The sequence below is a fragment of the uncultured Microbacterium sp. genome, assembly GCF_947488465.1.
GTDB lineage: Bacteria > Actinomycetota > Actinomycetes > Actinomycetales > Microbacteriaceae > Microbacterium.
Map to the genome: position 1 here is coordinate 826,310 of NZ_CANKZA010000001.1, position 21,649 is coordinate 847,958.

The 21,649-nt window shown below is 67.7% G+C and carries 24 protein-coding genes; 14 read left to right on the forward strand and 10 right to left on the reverse strand.

The features are described from left to right. Positions 1-86: 86 nt before the first annotated feature. Together Q0653_RS03985 and glgA are read right to left on the reverse strand one after the other, a co-directional pair. A complete protein-coding gene (locus tag Q0653_RS03985; RefSeq protein WP_298742588.1) occupies positions 87-878 on the reverse strand; it encodes an ABC transporter ATP-binding protein in 792 nt (263 codons plus the stop codon). Positions 879-903: 25 nt separating this feature from the next. Beyond that, positions 904-2,091, reverse strand: coding sequence for a glycogen synthase (gene glgA, locus Q0653_RS03990; protein ID WP_298942743.1), 1,188 nt, complete (start codon positions 2,089-2,091; stop codon positions 904-906). Between the two features lie 47 nt (positions 2,092-2,138). On the opposite strand from glgA, the gene Q0653_RS03995 reads away from it, so the two are divergent. Genes Q0653_RS03995 through Q0653_RS04005 form a run of 3 tightly spaced genes read left to right on the forward strand, consistent with a single transcriptional unit; the run spans position 2,139 to position 4,787 of the window. Continuing rightward, the gene (locus Q0653_RS03995; protein WP_298942745.1) at positions 2,139-3,383 is read left to right on the forward strand and encodes a glucose-1-phosphate adenylyltransferase; all 1,245 of its coding nucleotides are present in this window, start codon (positions 2,139-2,141) and stop codon (positions 3,381-3,383) included. Between the two features lie 25 nt (positions 3,384-3,408). Then, positions 3,409-4,044, forward strand: a complete 636-nt coding sequence (gene serB / locus Q0653_RS04000) for a phosphoserine phosphatase SerB (protein ID WP_298942747.1) — start codon at positions 3,409-3,411, stop codon at positions 4,042-4,044. Between the two features lie 44 nt (positions 4,045-4,088). Then, entirely contained in the window at positions 4,089-4,787 is a 699-nt protein-coding gene (locus Q0653_RS04005; protein ID WP_298942749.1) for an alpha/beta hydrolase, read from the forward strand. 1 nt (position 4,788) lies between these two features. Here Q0653_RS04005 and fabG read toward each other — a convergent pair whose 3' ends face one another. After that, positions 4,789-5,499 carry a 3-oxoacyl-ACP reductase FabG gene (gene fabG / locus Q0653_RS04010; protein ID WP_298742583.1) on the reverse strand — a complete coding sequence of 237 codons (711 nt, stop codon included), beginning with the start codon at positions 5,497-5,499 and terminating at the stop codon, positions 4,789-4,791. Positions 5,500-5,598: 99 nt separating this feature from the next. On the opposite strand from fabG, the gene Q0653_RS04015 reads away from it, so the two are divergent. Genes Q0653_RS04015 through Q0653_RS04030 form a run of 4 tightly spaced genes read left to right on the forward strand, consistent with a single transcriptional unit; the run spans position 5,599 to position 7,546 of the window. Continuing rightward, a complete protein-coding gene (locus Q0653_RS04015) occupies positions 5,599-6,069 on the forward strand; it encodes a DUF4190 domain-containing protein (protein ID WP_298942751.1) in 471 nt (156 codons plus the stop codon). A 54-nt stretch (positions 6,070-6,123) separates the two neighbouring features. Further along, positions 6,124-6,504 carry a DUF3099 domain-containing protein gene (locus tag Q0653_RS04020; protein ID WP_298942753.1) on the forward strand — a complete coding sequence of 127 codons (381 nt, stop codon included), beginning with the start codon at positions 6,124-6,126 and terminating at the stop codon, positions 6,502-6,504. Next, positions 6,501-6,698, forward strand: a complete 198-nt coding sequence (locus Q0653_RS04025; protein ID WP_298742580.1) for a hypothetical protein — start codon at positions 6,501-6,503, stop codon at positions 6,696-6,698. The genes Q0653_RS04020 and Q0653_RS04025 overlap by 4 nt, the downstream gene beginning before the upstream one ends. Further along, positions 6,695-7,546: an SURF1 family protein gene (locus tag Q0653_RS04030; RefSeq protein ID WP_298942756.1), complete on the forward strand. Its 852-nt coding sequence runs from the start codon at positions 6,695-6,697 to the stop codon at positions 7,544-7,546. The genes Q0653_RS04025 and Q0653_RS04030 overlap by 4 nt, the downstream gene beginning before the upstream one ends. Before the next feature lie 12 nt (positions 7,547-7,558). Here the strand turns inward: Q0653_RS04030 and Q0653_RS04035 are convergent, their stop codons facing one another. Continuing rightward, a complete protein-coding gene (locus Q0653_RS04035) occupies positions 7,559-9,157 on the reverse strand; it encodes an ABC-F family ATP-binding cassette domain-containing protein (RefSeq protein ID WP_298742578.1) in 1,599 nt (532 codons plus the stop codon). A gap of 217 nt (positions 9,158-9,374) precedes the next feature. Here Q0653_RS04035 and Q0653_RS04040 point away from each other — a divergent pair, with 217 nt between their 5' ends. The 6 genes from Q0653_RS04040 to Q0653_RS04065 all read left to right on the forward strand — a co-directional run bounded on the left by Q0653_RS04040 (position 9,375) and on the right by Q0653_RS04065 (position 15,071). Then, positions 9,375-10,007 carry a biotin transporter BioY gene (locus Q0653_RS04040; protein WP_298742577.1) on the forward strand — a complete coding sequence of 211 codons (633 nt, stop codon included), beginning with the start codon at positions 9,375-9,377 and terminating at the stop codon, positions 10,005-10,007. A gap of 170 nt (positions 10,008-10,177) precedes the next feature. After that, positions 10,178-11,206, forward strand: coding sequence for an iron-siderophore ABC transporter substrate-binding protein (locus Q0653_RS04045; protein ID WP_298942759.1), 1,029 nt, complete (start codon positions 10,178-10,180; stop codon positions 11,204-11,206). Next, on the forward strand, positions 11,203-12,258 hold the full coding sequence (locus Q0653_RS04050; RefSeq protein WP_298942761.1) for an iron chelate uptake ABC transporter family permease subunit: 1,056 nt from the start codon (positions 11,203-11,205) through the stop codon (positions 12,256-12,258). The genes Q0653_RS04045 and Q0653_RS04050 overlap by 4 nt, the downstream gene beginning before the upstream one ends. Beyond that, positions 12,258-13,322 (forward strand): iron chelate uptake ABC transporter family permease subunit, encoded by a 1,065-nt coding sequence (locus Q0653_RS04055; RefSeq protein WP_298942764.1) that lies wholly within the window; start codon positions 12,258-12,260, stop codon positions 13,320-13,322. Before Q0653_RS04050 ends, Q0653_RS04055 begins: the two co-directional genes overlap by 1 nt. Next, the gene (locus Q0653_RS04060; protein ID WP_298942766.1) at positions 13,319-14,173 is read left to right on the forward strand and encodes an ABC transporter ATP-binding protein; all 855 of its coding nucleotides are present in this window, start codon (positions 13,319-13,321) and stop codon (positions 14,171-14,173) included. Before Q0653_RS04055 ends, Q0653_RS04060 begins: the two co-directional genes overlap by 4 nt. Beyond that, entirely contained in the window at positions 14,163-15,071 is a 909-nt protein-coding gene (locus tag Q0653_RS04065) for a siderophore-interacting protein (RefSeq protein ID WP_298942768.1), read from the forward strand. The genes Q0653_RS04060 and Q0653_RS04065 overlap by 11 nt, the downstream gene beginning before the upstream one ends. Positions 15,072-15,077: 6 nt before the next feature. On the opposite strand, the gene Q0653_RS04070 is transcribed toward Q0653_RS04065, so the two are convergent. The 6 genes from Q0653_RS04070 to sufB all read right to left on the reverse strand — a co-directional run bounded on the left by Q0653_RS04070 (position 15,078) and on the right by sufB (position 20,391). Then, entirely contained in the window at positions 15,078-16,238 is a 1,161-nt protein-coding gene (locus tag Q0653_RS04070) for an aminotransferase class I/II-fold pyridoxal phosphate-dependent enzyme (RefSeq protein WP_298942770.1), read from the reverse strand. A gap of 105 nt (positions 16,239-16,343) precedes the next feature. Next, a complete protein-coding gene (locus tag Q0653_RS04075; RefSeq protein WP_298942772.1) occupies positions 16,344-16,673 on the reverse strand; it encodes a metal-sulfur cluster assembly factor in 330 nt (109 codons plus the stop codon). A gap of 10 nt (positions 16,674-16,683) precedes the next feature. Further along, positions 16,684-17,454 carry a Fe-S cluster assembly ATPase SufC gene (gene sufC, locus Q0653_RS04080; RefSeq protein WP_298742569.1) on the reverse strand — a complete coding sequence of 257 codons (771 nt, stop codon included), beginning with the start codon at positions 17,452-17,454 and terminating at the stop codon, positions 16,684-16,686. Positions 17,455-17,465: 11 nt separating this feature from the next. Then, a complete protein-coding gene (locus tag Q0653_RS04085) occupies positions 17,466-17,795 on the reverse strand; it encodes a non-heme iron oxygenase ferredoxin subunit (RefSeq protein ID WP_298742568.1) in 330 nt (109 codons plus the stop codon). Beyond that, positions 17,792-18,973: a Fe-S cluster assembly protein SufD gene (gene sufD / locus Q0653_RS04090; RefSeq protein WP_298742567.1), complete on the reverse strand. Its 1,182-nt coding sequence runs from the start codon at positions 18,971-18,973 to the stop codon at positions 17,792-17,794. The genes Q0653_RS04085 and sufD overlap by 4 nt, the downstream gene beginning before the upstream one ends. Next, positions 18,973-20,391, reverse strand: a complete 1,419-nt coding sequence (gene sufB, locus Q0653_RS04095) for a Fe-S cluster assembly protein SufB (RefSeq protein WP_298942775.1) — start codon at positions 20,389-20,391, stop codon at positions 18,973-18,975. The genes sufD and sufB overlap by 1 nt, the downstream gene beginning before the upstream one ends. A gap of 250 nt (positions 20,392-20,641) precedes the next feature. Between sufB and Q0653_RS04100 the strand changes: the two genes are divergently transcribed. After that, positions 20,642-21,628, forward strand: coding sequence for a COX15/CtaA family protein (locus Q0653_RS04100; protein WP_298742565.1), 987 nt, complete (start codon positions 20,642-20,644; stop codon positions 21,626-21,628). The last annotated feature ends 21 nt before the right edge of the window (positions 21,629-21,649 follow it).

Here is a 21,649-nt window from a genome sequence, read left to right on the forward strand (position 1 = left end):
GTGGAAGTCTGCGGTGCGCGTGCGGACGCGCGCACACCAAGGACCGATTCTATCAGCCCGGAGAGCCGATCACGAACCTGCCTGGATCACGAACCTGCCTGAGCACGCGCGGCGTAACGGCCGGCATCCTCGTGCAGCACGATGTCAGTGCCGAACGTGGTCGACAGGTTCTCGGCCGTGAGCGCCTCGGCCAACGGCCCCTGCGCGACGATCTCCCCGTCGCGCAGCAACAGCACATGGGTGAAGCCGACCGGGATCTCTTCGACGTGGTGGGTGACCATGATCATCGCGGGCGTCGTGGGCTCCTGCGCGTACCCGCCGAGCAGGCCCAGCAGTTCCTCACGCGCGCCGAGATCGAGACTCGCCGTCGGCTCGTCGAGCAGCAGAACCTCCGGGTCGGTCATGACGGCCCGCGCGATCTGCACGCGCTTCTGCTCACCGTCCGACAGCGTGCCGAACGTCCGCTCGGCAAGGTGCTCGAGCTTCCACTCGGCCAGCACGCGGCGGGCACGCTTCTCGTCGATGCCCTCGTATTCTTCGTTCCACCGACCGAGTACCGAGTATGCGGCCGTCAGCACGACGTCCAGCACGGTCTCCTCGGCGGGAATGCGGCGCGCCATGGCAGAGGAAGCGAACCCGATGCGCGGACGCAACTCGAACACGTCGGTGCGACCGAGGGTCTCATCGAGGATCGTGACCCGCCCCGACGTGGGGTGCAGGAGCGTCGCGGCCAACTGCAGGATCGTGGTCTTTCCTGCGCCGTTCGGGCCCAGGATCACCCACCGCTGATCGTCGGTGACTGTCCAGTCCACATGATCGACGATGTTGCGGGAGGTGCGGCGGACGACGACATCGGCGAATTCGAGGACCTGCGGCATGCGTCCAGCCTAACGGGCGACCACTTCAGTTCCTGGTCACCTCGCGGTAGAGAGCCTCGGTGGCGTCGGCGATCGCCTGCCAGCTGAACTCGTCGGCGGCGCGGCGGCGGCCCGCCTCGCCGTAGGCGCGGGCGCGGGCGGGATCTGAGACGACCTCGGTGAGGACAGCCGCAAGATCGGCGACGAACTTCTCCGGATCCACCGGCGTACCGGTACCGTCCTGCGCCTGCTCGATCGGCACGAGCCGGCCGGTCACTCCGTCGACGACGACCTCGGGGATGCCGCCCGTCGCCGTGCCGACGACGGCCGCGCCGCAGGCCATCGCTTCGAGGTTCACGATGCCGAGCGGTTCGTACACGGACGGGCAGACGAACGTGGTCGCGGTGGTCAGGAGCGCACACAACTGATCACGCTGCAGGAACTCGTCGATCCAGACGACACCCTCCCGGCGAGTCTGCAGGTCACGTACGAGGCCTTCGACCTCCGCCATGATCTGCGGGGTGTCGGGCGCTCCGGCGCACAGGACGACCTGCACCTCCGGCGGCAATAGAGCCGCGGCGCGCAAGAAGTACGGCAACCCCTTCTGCCGCGTGATGCGTCCGACGAAGACGACCGACGGCGCAGCCGGATCGATCCCGTAGCGCTCGAGGAGCGCGGCATCCTCGGTCGGGCGCCACGATTCGACGTCGATCCCGTTGTAGATGACCCGCACCTTGTCGGGATCCAGCGTCGGATAGCTGCGGAGGATGTCCCGCCGCATCCCGTCACTGACGGCGACCACAGCGGCGGCGCCCTCGTAGGCGGTCTTCTCGATATAGCTCGACACGGCGTACCCGCCGCCGAGCTGCTCGGCCTTCCACGGCCGCAGCGGCTCGAGTGAGTGCGCCGTCACGATGTGCGGGATGCCGTGCAACAGCGAGGCGAGATGACCGGCGAAGTTCGCATACCAGGTGTGCGAGTGCACGACATCGGCACCGGCGACATCGCCCACGATCTCGAGATCGACGCCGAGGGTCTGGACCGCGCCGTTGGCGGCCGCCAGCTCGGCGGGCACCTCGTACGAGGTCGTGTCCGTCGCGTCACGCTCGGCGCCGAACGCGCGCACCTGCACCTCGATGCTCCGCCGGAGGGCTGTGACCAACTCGGTGACGTGGACTCCTGCCCCGCCGTAGATCTCCGGCGGATATTCCTTCGTGACGATGTCGACGCGCATGTCGTGAACGCTAGTACAGACGCCGATCTCGGGCATAGTGTGGTGCCATGCCAGCAGCGCCGAAGGTATTCGGAATCATCCTCGCCGGCGGCGAGGGAAAACGACTCATGCCCCTCACCGTCGATCGGGCCAAACCAGCGGTTCCGTTCGCGGGTCAGTACCGATTGATCGATTTCGCGATCTCGAACCTGATCAATTCAGGTCTTCGCCAGATCGTCGTGTTGACGCAGTACAAATCACACAGCCTCGACCGCCATGTCTCGCAGACCTGGCGCATGTCGGCTCTGTTGAACTCGTACGTCGCCTCGGTGCCGGCGCAGCAGCGTCTCGGCAAGCGCTGGTTCTCGGGTTCGGCCGATGCGATCCTGCAGTCACTCAACCTGATCCACGACGAGAAGCCCGACATCGTCATGGTGATCGGCGCCGACCACGTCTATCGCATGGACTTCGAGCAGATGCTCGAAGCCCACATCGCGTCGGGCGCGAAGGCGACGGTCGCCGGCATCCGTCAGCCGATCGAACTCGCCAATCAGTTCGGCGTCATCGACCTGGACCCCGCCGACAACATCACGATCCGCGAGTTCCTCGAGAAGCCGGAGAACCCCACCGGGCTCTCCGACGCCCCGCACGAAGTGCTCGCCTCGATGGGCAACTACATCTTCGACACCGACGCCCTGATCGCCGCGGTCGAAGCCGACGGCGAGTTGCCCGGATCCGACCACGACATGGGCGGCGACATCATCCCCTATTTCGTCGGACGCGGCGAGGCCGCCGTCTACGACTTCATCCGCAACGACGTGCCCGCATCGACCGCGCGCGACCGCGACTACTGGCGCGACGTAGGTACCATCGACTCGTTCTTCGACGCGCACATGGATCTGATCTCCACGCTCCCGGTCTTCAACCTCTACAACATGGACTGGCCGATCCACTCGCAGGCGGTCAACTCGCCGCCGGCGAAGTTCGTCCGCGACAGCGTCGGGCGCATGGGCAATGCGATCGATTCGATCGTCTCGCTCGGGTCGGTGCTCTCCGGCACGCACCTGGAGCGCAGCGTCGTCGGACCGTGGACGCTCTCGGGCGGAGGATCGACGATCACCGATTCGGTGCTCTTCGACCACGTGAACGTCGGGCCCGGCGCCCGCGTGCACCGGGCAATTCTCGATAAGAACGTCGTGCTCGATCCGGGCGCGACGGTCGGTGTCGACCGGGAGCGCGACCTCGCGCGCGGCTTCACGGTCACCGATTCGGGGATCACGGTCGTCGGTAAGAACGTTCACGTCACGGGCTGAACGTTCGGCCCGCTACGGTGGACGGGTGCCTGACGCCCGGTTCCTCGTCGTGTTCGACGCCGATTCCACCCTCATCCGCAACGAGGTCATCGAGCTGATCGCCGACGAAGCGGGCCGTGGGGTCGAAGTCGCTGCCGCGACGGAGGCCGCGATGCGCGGGGAAATCGATTTCGCGACGAGTCTGTGTTCACGCGTCGAGGCCCTCCGCGGGGTGCCCGTCACCGCGTTCGCGCGGGTGCTCGCGCGCATCGATCCGACACCGGGCGTGCGCGAGCTGATCGCCGAGATCCACCGTCGGGGCGGCATCGCCGCCGTCGTCTCGGGCGGATTCCACGAAATCCTCGACACGGTCGCCCCGGATCTGGGCGTCGACGTGTGGCGGGCCAACCGCTTGACCGTGGCTGACGGCGCCCTCGCCGGGACGGTCGACGGCGACATCGTGGATGCCGGTGCCAAAGCCGCGGCGCTGCGGGAATGGGCGTCTGCGCACGGTGTGCCGCTGTCGCGCACGATCGCGATCGGCGACGGCGCGAACGATCTCGTGATGATGGATGCCGCCGGCCTCGGCTTGGCATTCAACGCGAAGCCCGCCGTGCGCGCGCAGGCCGACCTCGTCATCGGGCCGGTGGACCTGCGCGAAGTGATCCCGCTCCTCCCCTGATCGCGCCCCTGTCGCGGGTCGGCGGCGGCGCGTAGTGTCGCCGCATGGACGTCATTCTGATCCCCGGCCTCTGGCTCGATGCTTCCTCCTGGGCTGAGGTGACACCCGCCCTGCGGAAGGCCGGCCTGAACCCGCGGCCGCTCACCATGCCCGGCGTGGGCGCCCCCGCCTCGGCGAGCTCCGACATCGGTATCGCCGACTGGGTGGCCACCGCCGTGACGGCGATCGACACCGCCGAAGGCCCGGCCGTCGTCGTGGGGCACAGCGGCGGCGGAAACGTCGCCTGGGGAGCGGCGGATGCCCGGCCCGACCGCATCGCGCGGGTGATCCTGATCGACACCGCCGTCCCCTTCGACGGCGGGATCATCTCGGAGTTCGAAAAAGTCGATGGCGTGATCCCGTTTCCCGGATGGGAGTTCTTCGACGACGAGGACGTTGCCGACCTCGATGCAGCCACCCGCGCGGCAACGGCTCCACGCACGCGCAGCGTGCCGGCGCGTGTGCCGACCGACCCCATCGCACTGCGCGACGAACGGCGCTACCGGGTCCCCGTGACGGTGTTGTCGGGGCGGTTCGACGACGCCGCCTTCCGCGACTTCCTGTCGCAGTGGGGTCCCGCTGCCGCCGAGTTCGAGGCAATCGACAGCACCGACATCGTCACACTCGACACCGGCCACTGGCCGCAGTTCTCGCAGCCCGCGCGCCTGGCCGCGGCGATCGTGGCGGCCATCCGTCGGTCCTGACTCAGTGCCCCATCCCGAGGCCACCGTCGACCGGAATGACGGCACCCGAAATGTAGGCCGCGTCGTCGGATGCCAGCCACGTCACCACACCGGCGACCTCGTCGGCGGTGGCGAACCGACCGGCGGGAATGGTGCGCTTGTACTCGGCCTGGGTGTCTTCCGGAAGCTCCGCGGTCATGTCGGTCTCGATGAAACCGGGCGCCACGACGTTCGCGGTGATGTTGCGGCCGCCGAGCTCACGGGTGAGCGAGCGGGCGAAGCCGACGAGAGCCGATTTCGATGCCGAGTAGTTGATCTGGCCGGCGGAACCGTAGAGGCCGACGACACTGGAGATCAGGATGACCCGGCCCCACTTTGCCCGCAGCATCCCCTTCGATGCGCGCTTGACCACGCGAAACGTGCCACCGAGGTTCGTCGCCACAACCGAGTCGAAGTCGTCTTCGGTCATGCGCAGCAGCAGGGTGTCCTTCGTGATTCCCGCGTTCGCGACGACGATCTCGACCGGCCCGAGGGTCTTCTCGACCTCGGTGAAAGCGGCATCCAGCGATGCCGCGTCGGTGACATCGGCACGCACTGTGAGCGTGCCCTCCGGGCCTTCACCCGAGCGGGCCGTGACGGCCGTGCGATAGCCCTCGGCGACGAAGCGTTCGGCGATCGCGCGGCCGATACCGCGGTTTCCGCCGGTGACGAGGACGACGCGATCGGTGGACATGATGCTCCCCGGGTAGGCGTGAGTGGATCCGCACCAGCCTAGTGCGCGGGCGCGTCGGCCACCCGGATAGGCTGGAGACGTCTTCGAGAAGGAGTATCCGTGAGCGATCCCACGCCCCCGCAGCCGCCCACCGACGGTCCAGCACTTCCGCCGCCCCCTCCCTACGCGACCGCCCCGACGTATCAGCCGCCGGCCTACCCTGTCCAGCCGCCCGCGTATCCCGGCCCGCAGCCGGTGCAGCAGTACCCCGGCGCCGCTCCGACGTATCCTTCCGCGCCCTACGGGTACGGTGGCTACGCTCCCGCACCGCGCACGAATGTGCTCTCGATCGTCGCGATGATCGCGTCGATCCTCGGCTTCATCTGGGTCTTGCCGTTGGTCGGGTCGTTGGCCGGCGCGATCATGGGACACATCTCGTTGAACCAGCTGAAGACCTCCGGCGAGAAGGGCCGCGGCATGGCCCTCGCCGGAGTGATCGTCGGCTGGATCGGTTTCGGGATCATCCTCCTGTTCGGGATCTTCTTCTTCCTCCTGATCGGCATCGGCGCCTCGAGCGGGAGCTACGCCTGATCGCAGCGCCCGCACGAGCCGGGGGCATCGCCGCAGGCGTACCCTGGGAGGACCGTGAAGAACCCCGCACCCCCGCAGTCAGCGACCTCGCTCCCCCGCGCACCGCGCGACGAGGCGCAGACGCGCATGCGGAAGTACTTCATCATGATGAGCATCCGTGTGATCTGTTTCGTGCTCATGGTGGTCATCACGCCCTACGGCTGGCACACGTGGGTGCTCGCGGTCGGCGCGATTTTTCTGCCGTACTTCGCGGTCGTGATCGCCAACGTCTCCTCCTCGAGCACCGACAGCCGCGCCGTGCCCCCGGAACGCGCGCTTCCCGCCACGGCTTCCGAGGCGCCTCCTTCGGCGGAGTCGACCGGCGTCATCCGGCTGCACGAGTCGCCCGCCGTCAGCTCCGCTCCTCAGAGCGACCGGCCCGGGGAGACCGTGTGAGCGATCGGGTCTGCTCACGGGCGGGATGCCGTGCGGACGCCGGGTGGCAGGTCGTGTGGCGGAACCCCCGCATCCATGCCGCCGATCGGCGAAAGATCTGGGCCGCGTGCCCGGAACACGTCGACTATCTGCGTGACTATCTCGCGGCGCGGGACTTCCCCGTCGAGGTCGTCGCGTTCGAGGCCTCTGCATGAACGGTCGCACCGCGCTGCGATGGAGCGGATACCTGGCATTCGCGGTCGCCTTCGCGATCGCCTGCGCATTCCTGTCGAACTGGCAGTTCAGCCGCAACTCCTGGCGAGAAGCGCAACTCGAACTGATCGCGGCCAATTATGACGCCGAGCCCGCACCCCTGGCCGATGTCATCCCGGCCGGCGGCGCATTCAACGCATCCGACGAGTGGCAGCCGGTGATCTTGGAGGGGAGCTACCTCGCCGATCAGACGCTTCTCGTCCGCAATCGCGCCCACGGCGGAACCAGCGCCTTCGAGGTGTTGGTTCCCTTCCAGACCGACGATGGCCGCGTGTTCATCGTCGACCGCGGATGGTTGCCGCCCGCGGAGGACTCTCCCGAGCCGGCCGCGATCCCCGCGCCGCCGAGCGGTGAGAGTACCGTGATCGTGCGGCTGCGCCCGGGCGAGCAGCTTCCCTCCTCGGGGCGCTCTGCTCCCGAGGGTCAGGTCCCCACGATCCATCTGCCGCTGATCGGCGAGACGATCGGGACCGATGTCATCGACGACGCGTATGGCCTCATGGTCAGCGAGGATCCCGCTGTCACCCCGACACCACAGCCGCTCAGGTCACCTTCCGAAGACCCCGGCCCGTACCTGTCCTATGCGATTCAGTGGATCCTGTTCGCGGTGATGGGATTCGCGTTCATCTGGTACATGATCCGCACCGAGATTCGGCACCGCCGAGAGGATGCCGAAGAAGCAGCCGGCGGCGAATCTGCGGCATCCGCCCGTCGCCGTCGCGCGGACGACCGCCGAGACCGCGACATGCGGGACGAGGATGCCCTCGTCGAAGAGCTCACCGCGCGCTGAGCGCCCACAGCATCAGGCCAGGCTGACGAGATCCGCGTAGTCGCGACCCCAGATGTCCTCGACGCCGTCGGGGAGGATGAGCACGCGCTCGGGGTTGAGCGCCTCGACAGCTCCTTCATCGTGCGAGACGAGGACGACAGCGCCCTCGTAGTGGGCCAGCGCCCCGAGGATCTCCTCGCGGCTGGCCGGGTCGAGGTTGTTCGTGGGCTCGTCGAGGAGCAACATGTTCGCGGACGAGACGACGAGCGTCGCGAGCGACAGTCGCGTCTTCTCTCCACCCGAGAGCACCCCCGCGGGCTTGAGCACGTCGTCACCTGTGAACAGGAACGAGCCGAGCACCTTGCGAGCCTCGGTCGCCGTGATGTCCGGTGCCGCCGACATCATGTTCTCGAGCACCGAGCGGTGAACATCGAGGTTCTCGTGCTCCTGCGCGTAGTAGCCGATCTTCAGACCGTGACCCGGCTGGAGCTCGCCGGTGTCCGGCTGGTCGACGCCGGCCAGGATCCGCAACAGGGTCGTCTTGCCGGCACCGTTGAAACCGAGGATGACGACGCGTGATCCGCGGTCGATCGCGAGATCGACGTCGGTGAAGATCTCGAGCGACCCGTACGACTTCGACAACCCCGTCGCCATGAGCGGTGTCTTGCCGCACGGCGCGGGCTTCGGGAACCGCAGCTTCGCGACGCGCTCTTCCTGACGCACATCATCGAGACCGGAGAGCATCTTCTCCGCGCGAGCGACCATCTGGTGCGCAGCGGCGGCCTTCGACGCCTTCGCACCGAAGCGGGCGGCCTGCATCTGCAGCTGCGTCGCTTTCTTCTCGACGCCGGCGCGCTCCTTCTTGCGACGTTCTTCGTCGGCGACCCGCTGACGCAGGTAGTTCTTCCAGTTCATGTTGTACGTGTCGATGACCTGACGGTTCGCATCGAGGTAGAACACGCGGTTCACCGTCTCGCCGACGAGTTCGACGTCGTGGCTGATCACGATCAGCCCGCCCTTGTAGTTCTTCAGGAACTCGCGCAGCCACACGACGCTGTCGGCGTCGAGGTGGTTGGTGGGCTCGTCGAGGATCATCGAGTCGGCATCGGAGAAGAGGATGCGGGCCAGCTCGATGCGCCGGCGCTGACCGCCTGACAGCGTCGACAGCGGCTGGTCGAGGAGACGGTCGGGAAGTGAGAGGTTGTGCGAGATCGTCGCCGCCTCGGCCTCGGCCGTGTAGCCGCCGAGGGCTTCGAAACGCTCGGTGAGGTGCGCGTAGCGCTTCATCGCTTTGGTGGCGACCTTCTCATCGGCATCGCCCATGGCCGTGGCGGCCTCGTTCATCTCGATCGCCAGGGTCCCGAGTCCGCGCGCGTCGAGGATGCGGGTGCGGGCAAGCATGGACGGATCACCCGAACGCGGATCCTGCGGGAGGTAGCCGAGTTCGCCCGAGCGTTCCACCTTGCCGTCGGCGGGAGGGAGGTCGCCGGCGAGCACCTTGGTCAGCGTCGTCTTGCCGGCCCCGTTGCGCCCGACGAGGCCGATCTTGTCGCCCGCCGACACGCGGAACGACACGTCCGACATGAGGACACGGGCGCCCACGCGGATCTCGAGGTCGTGTACGGCGAGCACGGCGGACGTCCATTCTGATGTCGTGCGGGATGCGGCCGAATGGCCAGCGACCCAGTCTACCGGTCGGTTCGCGTGCGATCTCCGGCGGCGCGTCTTGTCCCGCGGCCACAGCAGCCGGCGCCATCTTCGGTAGACCGCGTCCAACAACTCTCGGAACCCACCCCCTAGGCTGATCCACGACGCCCCGGCCGATCGGCCGCTTCGCCCAAGGAGATGCATGTCCCTCTCTACCACCGCCCGCCGCCCTGTTCTGGCCGACCTCATCGTCCGCCCCACCGATCGGGCCCGCGCTCTGGCCCTCGACGCCGCGCTCGTCGTCGCCGGCGCGACATTCGTCGCCGCGCTCGCCCAGGTCGAGGTGCCGCTCTGGCCCGTGCCGATCACCGGTCAGACCCTTGCGGTCGTCGTCGTCGGCGCCGCCCTCGGTGCTCGTCGGGGCGCCGCTGCCCTCGTCACGTATCTTCTGGCGGGGCTCGCGGGGCTTCCCGTTTTCGCCGGCTTCACGGGCACGATCGCGGCCGTCGCCAAGCCCAGCTTCGGCTTCGTCCTCGGCTTCATCGTCGCCGCCTTCGTCGCCGGGTGGTTCGCCGAGCGTGCCTGGGATCGAAAGCCGCTGCTGGCCTTCGTCGGATTCGTGGCGGCAAGTGCCATCCCGTTCGTGTTCGGCATCCCCTACATGGCGTTCATCCTCAACGTCGTCGGAGGCGGATCGTTCGGGATCAGCGAGATCCTGGCGTTCGGCCTGTGGCCGTTCGTCGTCGGCGGCCTCATCAAGGCAGCCATCGCCGCGGTCCTGATTCCCGCCGCCTGGGCCGGAGTGCGCGCGGTCGACCGGAGCAAGAACGCCTGACCACGCAGAATCTGCTCGCCCCGCTCCTCGCACACTGCCAGGGGCGGGGCTTTTTCGTGGCGCCCCAACCTTCAGTGTGACTGCAGTGAATTGGCATCCGATCGCATCAGCGAACTAAAGTAAGCCTCGCCTTACTTCAGCACCCCATCTCGCTTCACCGAAGGAATCCCGTGTCCCGAATTCGCACCGCCGCCGCGCTTGCCGCCGGCGCCGCGCTCCTGCTCTCCGGATGCGCCTCGTCCGCCGCCACCGACGGGTCGTCGACCCCGGGCGCGGCCGGCGACGCCGCCTTCCCCGTCACGATCACCCACGCGCTCGGCGAGACGACGATCGAGAGCACGCCCGAGCGCGTCGCCACGATCGCCTGGGGCAACCAGGATGTGGCGCTCGCCCTCGGCGTCGTCCCGGTCGGCATCGACTCGCAGGTCTGGGCCTGGTCGGGAGCTGCCGATCAGGGTGTCTACGAGTGGACGAGCGAGAAGCTCGACGAGCTCGGCGCCGACATGCCGGTGCTGTTCGATGTCACCGACGGACTCGACTTCGAGGCGATCTCCGACACCACTCCCGACGTCATCCTGGCGGCACAGTCCGGACTCACCGCGGAAGATTACGCCACGCTCAGCGACATCGCTCCGGTCGTCGCCTACCCCGAGATCGCCTGGTTCACGCCCTGGCGCGATCAGATCACGATCAATGCGCAGGCGCTCGGCCTGAGCGAAGAAGGCGACGCACTCGTCGCCGACCTCGAAACGCAGATCGCCGACGCGACGGCGGATGCCGGCCTGGAGGGAAAGACCGCCGCGTTCTTCTACGCCAACCCCACCGACCTGTCGACCGTGTCGTTGTACACCGGCGGTGACTCGCGGACCGCATTCCTGAAGGACCTCGGGTTCGACCTGCCCCAGGTTGCGATCGACGCCGCCGAGGAGGGCTCCTTCTACCTCGACTTCAGCGCCGAGAACGCAGATCAGCTGGCCGACGTCGACGTCATCGTGACCTACGGCGACGACACGCTGCTCGCCGCGATGCAGGCCGACCCGCTGTGGAGCACCCTGCCCGCCGTCCAGAACGGCGCGGTCGTCGCCGTCGGCGAAGGTGACGCGTTCAGCGCCGCGGTGACGCCCACCGCTCTGTCGATCCCGTGGGTGCTGTCCGACTACGTCTCCGTACTCACGGAAGCCGCAGCGAAGGTTCAGTGACTTCCACCCTTGCCACCGGGCGCCGTGTTTCCGCCTCTCCGGCGGGTGCACGGCGTCACGGCGTGGTTCTGGCCGCCGCGATCCTCGGCATCCTCGTCTCGGTCGTCCTCTCGCTGTCCTTCGGATCTCGCCCGGTCAGCGGCGCCCAGGTCATCGAGGGGATCTCCTCCTGGCTCCGCGGGGAGACACCGACCGACATCGGCGCGCTCGCCGTGCAGAGCCGCATCCCTCGGACGGTCCTCGCGCTCCTCGCCGGCGCGGCGCTCGCACTGTCGGGCGCCCTCATGCAGGCGATCACCCGCAATCCTCTCGCCGACCCCGGGATCCTCGGGGTGAACACCGGCGCTGCGTTGGCCGTCGTCGTCGGAATCGCCTTCCTCGGTGTCTCCAGCGCCCTCGGCTTCCTCGGGCTCGCCCTGATCGGCGCCTTCGTCACGGCGTTCTTCGTCTACTTCGTCGGTTCCGTGGGCCCCGGCGGTACGACACCGATCAAACTCGCACTCGCGGGGGCGGCCACCACCGCGGCGCTCGCCTCACTCGTCTCGGCGATCTTGATTCCGCGGCAGGCCGTGATGGATGAGTTCCGCTACTGGCAGGTCGGCAACGTCGCCCGCGCCGACTGGGAGACGATGGTGGCCATCGTCCCGGTGCTGATCATCGGCATCCTCATCGCGCTCCTGTCCGCGTCGTCGCTGAACGCCCTCGCGCTCGGCGACGAGGTCGCAGTCGGCCTCGGCGTCCACGTCGGACGCGTGCGCATCATCGCCGCGATCGCCGGCGTCGCCCTCTGTGCCGCGGTCACTGCTCTCGCGGGACCCATCGGCTTCGTCGGCCTCATGATTCCGCACGCCGTGCGACTGGTCTCCGGCTCCGACCAACGCTGGCTCCTGCCGCTGTCGGCCCTCGGCGGCGCGATCCTCCTCACCCTCGCCGACACTCTGGGTCGCGTGATCGGCTCGCCCGGCGAAGTCGAAGCCGGCATCATCACCGCGTTCCTCGGCGCGCCGGTGCTCATCATCATTGCCCGCCGCACCCGGATGAAGGCGCTCTGATGACGACGCTCACCGTCTCTACGGCTCCCGTGCATTCCGTCGCGCTCGATCGCGTGCGTGCAGGCCGACGTCACCGCGCCCGCCGCCGCCGCATCGCGCTCGGGGCCATGGCAGCGCTCGTCGTCGTCCTGTTCTGCGCGATGCTGATGCTCGGCAACACGATCTACCCCGCCTCGGACGTGATCGCCGTCCTCCTCGGCCACCAGGTCCCCGGCGCATCGTTCACGGTCGGGACGTTGCGCCTCCCCCGGGCACTCACCGGCATCCTGGCCGGAATCGCCTTCGGCGTGGCCGGAACCACGTTCCAGACGATGCTGCGGAATCCGCTCGCGAGCCCGGATGTCATCGGCATCACGTCGGGCGCGAGCGCAGCGGCCATTCTGTCCCTCGTCATCCTGCATTGGAACAGCGGCGCCACAATGGCTCTGGCGCTGGCGGCAGGTATCGCGACCGCGCTCATCATCTACCTCGCCGCGCGCGGCGGAGAATCCACCGGTGGCCGCCTCATCCTCATCGGCATCGGCGTCGGCGCCATGCTCGACGCGGTCGTGGCCTATCTCCTCCTCCGCGCGGCCGTCTGGGACCTGTCCGCGGCGGCGCGCTGGATGACCGGCAGCCTCAACGGCGCGCGGATGGATGAGCTCTTTCCCCTCGTGATCGCGGTGGCCGTCCTCGTTCCCCTCGTCCTTCTCCTCGGGCGCGACCTCAACACGCTCGAACTCGGCGATGCCTCAGCGACCGCGCTCGGCGTGTCGGTCGACCGCACGCGGGTCGTCCTGATCGTCTCGGCCGTCGCCCTCGCCTGCATCGCCACAGCGACCACCGGCCCCATCGCGTTCGTCGCCTTCCTAGCGGGGCCGATCGCCGCACGCATTGTCGGCCCGGGGTCCTCGACCGTCCTGCCCGCCGCCCTCACCGGCGCGTGCCTCGTGCTGGCCGCAGATCTGCTCGGACAGTTCGCGTTCGACACAAAGTTCCCGGTCGGCGTGATCACCGGCATCCTCGGTGCGCCGTACCTTCTTTACCTGCTCGTTCGAACCAGCCGCCGCGGAGGATCGTCATGACCGCCCTGCATTCGCTCCGCACCGAGAATCTCGTCTCGGGATACGGGCGCACGACCATCGTCGACGGGATCGATCTGGACATTCCCGCAGGCGGTATCAGCGTGATCGTCGGGGCCAACGCGTGTGGCAAATCGACCCTGTTGAAGACGATCGCGCGCCTCCTTCCCGCACAGAGCGGCACGGTACTCATCGACGGCACAGCCATCGGGCAGATCCCGACGAAAGAGCTGGCGCGCACTCTCGGTCTCCTGCCCCAGCAACCGATCGCACCCGAGGGCATCGTCGTGGCCGATCTCGTCGGCCGCGGCCGTCATCCGCACCAGAAGCTGTTCCGCGGCTGGACGGCAGACGATGACCGCGCCGTCGCCGAGGCGTTGCGCGCCACGGGAGTGCTCGACCTGGCCGACAGAGCCGTCGATGAGCTCTCCGGCGGCCAGCGTCAGCGGGTATGGATCGCGATGGCACTCGCCCAAGAGACCGACATCCTCCTGCTCGATGAGCCGACCACGTTCCTCGATGTCTCGCACCAGATCGAGGTGCTCGATCTCCTCGCCGATCTGAACGCCACCCAGGGCACCACGATCGTGATGGTGCTCCACGACATCAATCTCGCGGCGCGCTACGCCGACCACCTGTTCGCCCTACGGAGCGGGCGCCTGGTGGCGAGCGGGCCGCCGACCGAGGTCGTCACGAGCGCCTTGGTGCGCGAGGTGTTCGACCTCGACTCGCTCGTGATCGCCGACCCCGTCTCGGGAACCCCTTTGGTACTCCCCCGCGGCCGACACCGTGTGCTCCCGGCAGAGCACACCGCCCAGACCTTCGGACAGTCAGGAGAAACCGATGACCGATGAGCGACCGACCAGCAGGTTCTTCCGCGCGCAGGTGACCGCGATCACCGACATCACCCCCAGCTTCCGCCGCTTCACCTTCGGCGGCACCAACCTCGCCGACTACGGCGATCCCGGGCTCGATCAGCGCATCAAGATCGTCTTCCCGACCTCTGCGACATCGATCGACGACATGCCCACCGGCGACGACTGGTGGACGCTGTGGCGCGAGATGGACGAGGACCGCCGCCCGCCGTTTCGCACCTATACGACCCGCTACGTCCGACGGGATGCCGGCGAAGTCGACGTCGATATGGTCTCGCACGAGGTCGTGGGGCCGGCATCCGCCTGGATCGCGGATGCGCGGATCGGCGACGAGGTACTCATCTTCGCGCCCACCACCGCGCACTCCGGGGTGTCCTACGGCATCGACTTCGTGCCCCCAGCCCACGTCGACGACCTCCTGCTCGCCGGAGACGAGACGGCGGCACCCGCGATCGCCGTCATCCTCGAGCAACTTCCGCGCGAGGCCCGCGGGGTGGTCGTGCTGGAAGTCCCCGAGCCCGCCGACGCGGCCTACCTGCCCGCCCACCCCGGGTTCGACTACCGCGTCTCGGCGCGGCATGCCTCGACGCGGCACGCGCACCTCGTCGGTGCGGTCGAGGATGCCGCAGCAACGCTCGTGCCCGCAGGCCGCGGCGCCGAGGTCGAAGAAATCGACATCGATCACGACATTCTCTGGGAAGTCCCGCGTACGGCCAAGGGTGGCGCTGCACTCAAGCGGGCGCCCCTCTATGCGTGGCTCGCGGGCGAAGCGAGCGCAATCAAGACGCTCCGCCGCCATCTCGTGTCCGGGCTCGGTGTGGACCGCCGCGCGGTCGCCTTCATGGGCTACTGGCGTTTGGGTAAAGCCGAGGTCTAAGCCCGGTCAGGCCCGGGCGAGGGCGCCGATCCGTGTGATCGCCTCGCGCAAGACATCAGGCGAGCATCCGAAGTTGAGGCGTGCGTAGCCGGCACCTCCCGTGCCGAACTCGGGACCGTGGTGCAGCGCGACGCGGGCTCCGGCGAGCACCGCGCGCGCGGGATCGTCCCCCCAGCCGTAGGCCGAGAGATCGATCCACGCCAGGAACCCGGCCTCCGGAATCGCGAAGCGCGCGAGCGGGAGGTGTTCGGCGACGAGCTCGGCCAGCAGCATCCGATTCTCGTCCAACCGCGCCAGTAAGGCGTCGAGCCATGCGTCGGATGCCTCGTCGAACGCGGCGACGGCAGCGATCGCCCCGAACAAACCCGTGCGCCATTCGACCTCGCGCGGCAGCGATCGCACGACCGCCGTGGTCGCATCGGCGCCGGTGAGGATCAGCGCGCATTTCAGGCCCGCGAGATTGAATGCCTTCGAGGCACTCGTGACGGCATACCCGACGCCGGCAGCCGTCGCCGACACCGCCAGGAACGGGGTGAACCCGCTGCCGGGCTGCGCGAGCGGCGCATGGATCTCATCGCTGATCACGACCGCGCCGTGCCGCGCCGCGATCTCGGCGAGAGCAGCCAGGCTCTCCTTCGCGTGTGCGGTTCCGGTCGGGTTGTGCGGGTTGCACAACAGCACAGCACGGGCGCCGGCTGCCAGTGCGGCCTCGATTCCGTCGAGGTCGAGCACCCAGCCATCGTCGGACGCGAGCAACGGCACCTCCTGCGGCACACCGCCTGCTTCTTCGATGCAGAAGAAGAACGGCGGGTACACGGGGGGCGTGATCACCACCCGATCGCCGGGCGCCACGGTGGCGCGGAGTAGCTCGACGACGCCCATCATCACGTCGCCCGTCCACGCCACCCGCTTCGGCTCGAGCTCCCAGCCGAATCGGCGGCGCGCAAAGCCGACGTAGGCCGCGCGGAGCCCCGGGTCCGGCGGTGTGTATCCGGTGTCGCCGATCTCCACCGCATCGGACAGCGCCGCACGAATGGGCTCCGCCAGCGGGAAGTCCGTCTCGGCGACGAACAGGGGCAGCACGTCCTCAGGGAACGTGCGCCACTTCGTGCTCGAGCGTCGACGAAGCGCCTCCAACGGCAGTGCATCCAGCGGGGTGATCGTCACCTGACGAGCCTAGCGCCGAGGTGTCGATACGCGACGCTCCACGCCGCTACTCACCCTGAGTCGCAGACGCATCAACGCCGCTGCGCGGCATTGCTCCGTCTCGACTCAGATGGCGAAGCCGAGGGCCCGCATCATGTCGCGCCCGTCGTCGGTGATGCGCTCGGCGCCCCACGGCGGCATCCACACCCAATTGATGCGGAACCGGTCCACGACGTCGTCGAGGGCCTGCGCGGTCTGCTCTTCGAGCACGTCGGTCAGCGGGCACCCGGCCGAGGTCAGCGTCATATGGATGACGAGGGCGTCGTTCTCCTGGTCCCAACTGAGGTCGTAGATCAGACCGAGATCGACGACGTTGATGCCGAGCTCGGGGTCCATGACCTCTTTGAGCGCCTCGGTGACGTCGTCGTACTTCTCCGGGCTGAGCGTGTCCGTCATGACGTCGATCCTAGGCCTCGATCGGTGCAGCAGGGTCGAGGTAGCGGTCGTAACCTTCGCTCTCGAGACGGTCCGCCAGCTCGGGACCGCCCTCCTCGACGATGCGGCCGGCGACCATGACGTGGACGAACTGGGGCGTGATGTAGCGGAGGATCCGGGTGTAGTGGGTAATGAGGAGCACACCGAGATCGGTGGCGTCCTTCGCGCGGTTCACCCCTTCCGACACGATCTTCAGCGCATCGACGTCGAGTCCCGAGTCGGTCTCGTCGAGCACGGCGATCGCCGGTTTGAGGAGCTCGAGCTGCAGAATCTCGTGCCGCTTCTTTTCGCCGCCCGAGAAGCCTTCGTTGACGTTGCGCGCCGCGAACTTCGGGTCCATCCGGAGGTTCTTCATGGCCTCCTTGACATCCTTCGTCCACGCGCGGATGGCCGGAGCTTCGCCCTCGACGGCGGTCTTGGCCGTGCGGAGGAAGTTCGTCACCGTGACGCCCGGGATCTCCACCGGGTACTGCATCGCGAGGAAGAGTCCCGCGCGAGCGCGCTCATCGACACTCATCGCCAGCACATCCTCGCCGTCGAGCGTGATCGTGCCCCCGGTGACGGTGTACTTGGGATGACCGGCGATCGTGTAGGCGAGGGTCGACTTGCCCGACCCGTTGGGGCCCATGATCGCGTGGGTCTCACCCGTGCGGACCGTGAGGGTCACGCCGTTGAGGATGGGGGTCTCACCGGCATCCGTCGTGACCGTCACATACAGGTCGCGGATCTCGAGAACAGCCATGGTTTTCCTTTTCAGTTCACTTCTTTGGTCACGTGCGGGTCGATGAGGATGTCATCCCCGTCGATCGTGACGCTGTAGACAGGGACCGGCTCGTAGGCCGGGAGGTTGAGGGGGCGACCGGTGCGGAGCGAGAAGGCCGAGCCATGGGCCCAGCACTCCAACGTGTCGCCCTCGACGAAGCCCTCGGCCAGCGAAACGTCACCGTGCGTGCAGGTGTCGCCGATCGCGTGCACCTCACCTTCACCGTCGAGCACGACCGCCATGGGGACGCCGTCGATCACCACGCGCACGGCGGTGTCCTGTTCGAGCTCACTGAGCTGCAGGACCTTCTGCGCGGTCACGCGAGGTCCCCCGCGGCAAGCTCGGCCTCAACAGCGGCTGCCAGCTCGGCCTGAAGGTCCGGAAGATCGATGCGCTGGACGATTTCACTCAGGAATCCGAGGACGACCAGTCGCCGCGCTTCCTCTTCGGAGATGCCGCGGGCCTGAAGGTAGAACAGCTGCTCGTCGTCGAACCGACCCGTCGCACTCGCGTGACCGGCGCCGAGGATGTCGCCGGTCTCGATCTCGAGGTTGGGGATCGAGTCGGCACGTGCGCCGTCGGTCAGCACGAGATTGCGGTTCGCCTCGTACGAGTCCGTACCGGCGGCCTCGCGCCCGATGAGCACATCGCCGATCCAGACGCTGCGGGCGCTGTCGCCCTGCAGGGCGCCCTTGTAGAGGACGTCGCCGGTCGTGTGCGGTCCCTTGTGGTGCAGGTACACCTGGCTCTCCAGGTGCTGACCGGCATCGGCGAACGACAGCCCGTACAGGTAGCCGCGTGAGCCCGCGCCGGCGAGCTCCACCGACGGGTTCACCCGGACCAGCGCGCCACCGAGGCTGACCACGATGTGTGTGAGCGTCGCGTCACGATCCACCCGCGCTTGGTGGGCAGCCAGGTGTACGGCGTCGGCATCCCAGCGCTGCACCGAGATCACGGTCAGGTTCGATCCATCGCGGGCGATGATCTCGACGTTCTGAGCGTGGCGGGCATCCCCGTCGTGTCGGAGCACGATCGTGGCGCGCGAGTTCACCTGCGCTTCGATGACGACGTGGGCGTGTGCCACGCCGCCCGTGCCGGTCAGGTGGACGATGACCGGCTCGGTCAGCTCGACGCCCGCCGGAATGCGGATGAGCGGAGCGTCCTCTTCCTGCGTCCAGGCGATCGCGCTCGAGATGTCTTCGGGGCGGAAATGCTCGCCGCGGGGTGCGTCGCCGACTTTGAGTCGGAGCTGCTCCACTTCGGCCGGTGCACTCACCTCGACGGCCATGACGCCGTGCGGCGCCGGCTCGTCGACGAAGAGGTCCTGAGCCAGGGTCAGCGGCGTGTGTTTCCAGTTGACCTCGCGGCCCGTCGGCACGCCGAAGTCGGCGGCATCGAAGGAGCGCGGACGCTCGGAACGGGTCTGCACCGGCACGAATGCCGCGGCAGGGTCGATGTGGCCCTCCACCTGGGTGGGGGCCTCGGTTGTGGTCGTCATCAGCCGACGGATCCTTCCATGCCCATCTCGATGAGCTTGTTCAACTCCAGGGCGTACTCCATCGGCAGTTCGCGCGCGATCGGTTCGATGAACCCGCGGACGATCATGGCCATCGCCTCGTCCTCCGGCATCCCGCGGCTCATGAGGTAGAACAGCTGTTCCTCGCTGACCTTCGAGACCGTGGCCTCGTGGCCGAGCTGGACGTCGTCGACGCGGATGTCGATCGCGGGGTACGTGTCCGAGCGCGACTTCGTGTCCACGAGCAACGCGTCACACCGCACGGTGTTGGCCGAGTGATGCGCGTTGGCGTCGACGCGCACCTCGCCGCGGTAGCCGGCACGTCCACCGCCGCGGGCGATCGACTTCGAGACGATCGAGGACTGCGTGTACGGCGCCATGTGGATCATCTTGGCGCCGGCGTCCTGGTGCTGGCCGGGGCCGGCGAAGGCGACCGACAGGGTCTCGCCCTTCGCATGCTCGCCCATCAGATAGATGGAGGGGTACTTCATCGTCACCTTGGAGCCGATGTTGCCGTCGATCCACTCCATCGTCGCGCCTTCGTGGGCCACGGCACGCTTGGTGACGAGGTTGTAGACGTTGTTCGACCAGTTCTGAATCGTCGTGTAGCGCACCCGGGCGTTCTTCTTGACGATGATCTCGACGACTGCCGAGTGCAGCGAGTCGCTCTTGTAGATCGGCGCCGTGCAGCCCTCGATGTAGTGGACGTACGACCCCTCGTCGGCGATGATCAACGTCCGCTCGAACTGGCCCATGTTCTCGGTGTTGATACGGAAGTACGCCTGGAGCGGGATCTCGACGTGCACACCCGGGGGCACGTAAACGAACGAGCCACCCGACCACACGGCCGTGTTCAGCGCCGCGAACTTGTTGTCGCCCGCGGGGATGACCGTGCCGAAGTACTCCTCGAAGAACTCCGGGTGCTCGCGCAGCGCCGTATCGGTGTCCATGAAGATGACACCCTGCTTCTCGAGCTCTTCGTTGATCTGGTGGTAGACCACCTCGGACTCGTACTGCGCGGCGACGCCGGCGACGAGTCGAGCGCGCTCCGCCTCGGGGATGCCGAGCTTCTCGTACGTATTGCGGATCTCTTCGGGGAGGTCCTCCCACGTCTGAGCCTGCTTCTCGGTCGAACGCACGAAGTACTTGATGTTGTCGAAGTCGATCTCGGAAAGGTCGGCACCCCACGTGGGCATCGGCTTCCGCCCGAAGAGCTGATAGCCCTTCATCCGGTTCTTCAGCATCCATTCGGGTTCATCTTTGAGCGCGGAGATTCCGCGGACGACGTCCTCGTTGATTCCTCGCTGCGCGATGGCACCCGCGGCGTCCGCGTCGTGCCACCCGAACTCGTACACACCGAGTCCTTCGAGCTCCGGTCGGTCGATCAGCACATCCGACATGGCTTGCCTCCTCTTAGACCCAACGGGGTGATCCGTTCCGACATTCCTTGCCTCTCGGGAGTGAGCGAGGGGTGGGATGCCGCTTTCAGGGCTGTCTGCGTCTTGTCAGAGCGCACGGGTCGCGCGCCTAGACTGTGGGTGGGCGTGATGCGTTTCGCATCACTGTGCCCACCCCTCGAGTCTACAGGCAACGCCCCACCCCGGACGTGGCCGCCGCCCATTCGAGGCGCGCACCCAGGAGGCGACAGTCATGTCCTACGTCCCCACCGTCGACGTCCCGCCGACACCTCGGCCGACCGGTATCCGAGGCCTCTACGAACGGCTTCCCCGCAGGATCGGCCGCGGAACGCGTGTGCTCGCGTGGCTCGTTCTGATCAGCAACATCGTGATCGTGGGCACCGGCGGTCTCGTGCGGCTCACCGGTTCGGGGATGGGCTGCGAGACGTGGCCGTACTGCACCACGCAGTCGCTGACTCCGACCGAAGAGCTCGGCATCCACGGAATCATCGAGTTCGCCAACCGCACGCTCACCGGTGTGCTCGTGGTCATCGCCCTGCTGGCTTTCCTCTCCGTGGTGCGTCTGCGCGCCGAGCGGCCCGAGCTGATGAAGCTCACGCTCGCCAACGGAGTCGGAATCATCCTGCAGGCCGTCATCGGGGGGATCACGGTGTGGTTGCACCTGCACCCGAGCATCGTCGGCCTGCACTACCTGGTTTCCGCGGGGCTCGTGGCACTGTCGACCGTGTACGTCGCACGCGTCTACGGGCAGCCCGGTCCGAGGCGGGTGGCCGTCCCGCGCCGCTACGCGCTTCTGGTCCATCTCACGAGTGTGGCAACACTGCTCACGGTGGTCGTCGGCATCCTGCTGACCGGATCCGGTCCGCACGCCGGCGACGACGAGGCCGCGCGCAACGGCCTCGACCCGATCTTCTGGCAGCACGTGCACAGCTGGCCGGCCTACGTGTTGTTCGCACTCACGCTCGTGCTGTTCGCCGCATCGTTCCGAATGCCGAAAGTCCTCCGGCTCCCCCGATGGACAGGACTGCTGCTCGCGGTCGAAGTGGTGCAAATAATCGTGGGCCTCTGGCAAGCGCGCGCAGGGCTTCCGATCGCCCTGGTGAACATCCACATGGTGCTGGCGGTCGTCCTGGTCGCCGCGATGACGGCCGTCGTGGTGCACATCTCGGCGCCTCGCGCGGTCATTTCTTTCACCGAACCGTCCACAGCCAGTTCATAGGCTCCGCTGGGCACCTACACG

What these genes read in the sequence shown, in the direction of transcription:
- Q0653_RS03985 (WP_298742588.1), bottom strand. Translation starts at nt 878, where the DNA reads ATGCCGCAGGTCCTCGAATTCGCCGATGTCGTCGTCCGCCGCACCTCC.
- glgA (WP_298942743.1), bottom strand. Translation starts at nt 2,091, where the DNA reads ATGCGCGTCGACATCGTCACGAAGGAATATCCGCCGGAGATCTACGGC.
- Q0653_RS03995 (WP_298942745.1), top strand. Translation starts at nt 2,139, where the DNA reads ATGCCAGCAGCGCCGAAGGTATTCGGAATCATCCTCGCCGGCGGCGAG.
- Q0653_RS04005 (WP_298942749.1), top strand. Translation starts at nt 4,089, where the DNA reads ATGGACGTCATTCTGATCCCCGGCCTCTGGCTCGATGCTTCCTCCTGG.
- fabG (WP_298742583.1), bottom strand. Translation starts at nt 5,499, where the DNA reads ATGTCCACCGATCGCGTCGTCCTCGTCACCGGCGGAAACCGCGGTATC.
- Q0653_RS04030 (WP_298942756.1), top strand. Translation starts at nt 6,695, where the DNA reads ATGAACGGTCGCACCGCGCTGCGATGGAGCGGATACCTGGCATTCGCG.
- Q0653_RS04040 (WP_298742577.1), top strand. Translation starts at nt 9,375, where the DNA reads ATGTCCCTCTCTACCACCGCCCGCCGCCCTGTTCTGGCCGACCTCATC.
- Q0653_RS04055 (WP_298942764.1), top strand. Translation starts at nt 12,258, where the DNA reads ATGACGACGCTCACCGTCTCTACGGCTCCCGTGCATTCCGTCGCGCTC.
- Q0653_RS04060 (WP_298942766.1), top strand. Translation starts at nt 13,319, where the DNA reads ATGACCGCCCTGCATTCGCTCCGCACCGAGAATCTCGTCTCGGGATAC.
- Q0653_RS04065 (WP_298942768.1), top strand. Translation starts at nt 14,163, where the DNA reads ATGACCGATGAGCGACCGACCAGCAGGTTCTTCCGCGCGCAGGTGACC.
- Q0653_RS04075 (WP_298942772.1), bottom strand. Translation starts at nt 16,673, where the DNA reads ATGACGGACACGCTCAGCCCGGAGAAGTACGACGACGTCACCGAGGCG.
- sufC (WP_298742569.1), bottom strand. Translation starts at nt 17,454, where the DNA reads ATGGCTGTTCTCGAGATCCGCGACCTGTATGTGACGGTCACGACGGAT.
- sufD (WP_298742567.1), bottom strand. Translation starts at nt 18,973, where the DNA reads ATGACGACCACAACCGAGGCCCCCACCCAGGTGGAGGGCCACATCGAC.
- sufB (WP_298942775.1), bottom strand. Translation starts at nt 20,391, where the DNA reads ATGTCGGATGTGCTGATCGACCGACCGGAGCTCGAAGGACTCGGTGTG.
- Q0653_RS04100 (WP_298742565.1), top strand. Translation starts at nt 20,642, where the DNA reads ATGTCCTACGTCCCCACCGTCGACGTCCCGCCGACACCTCGGCCGACC.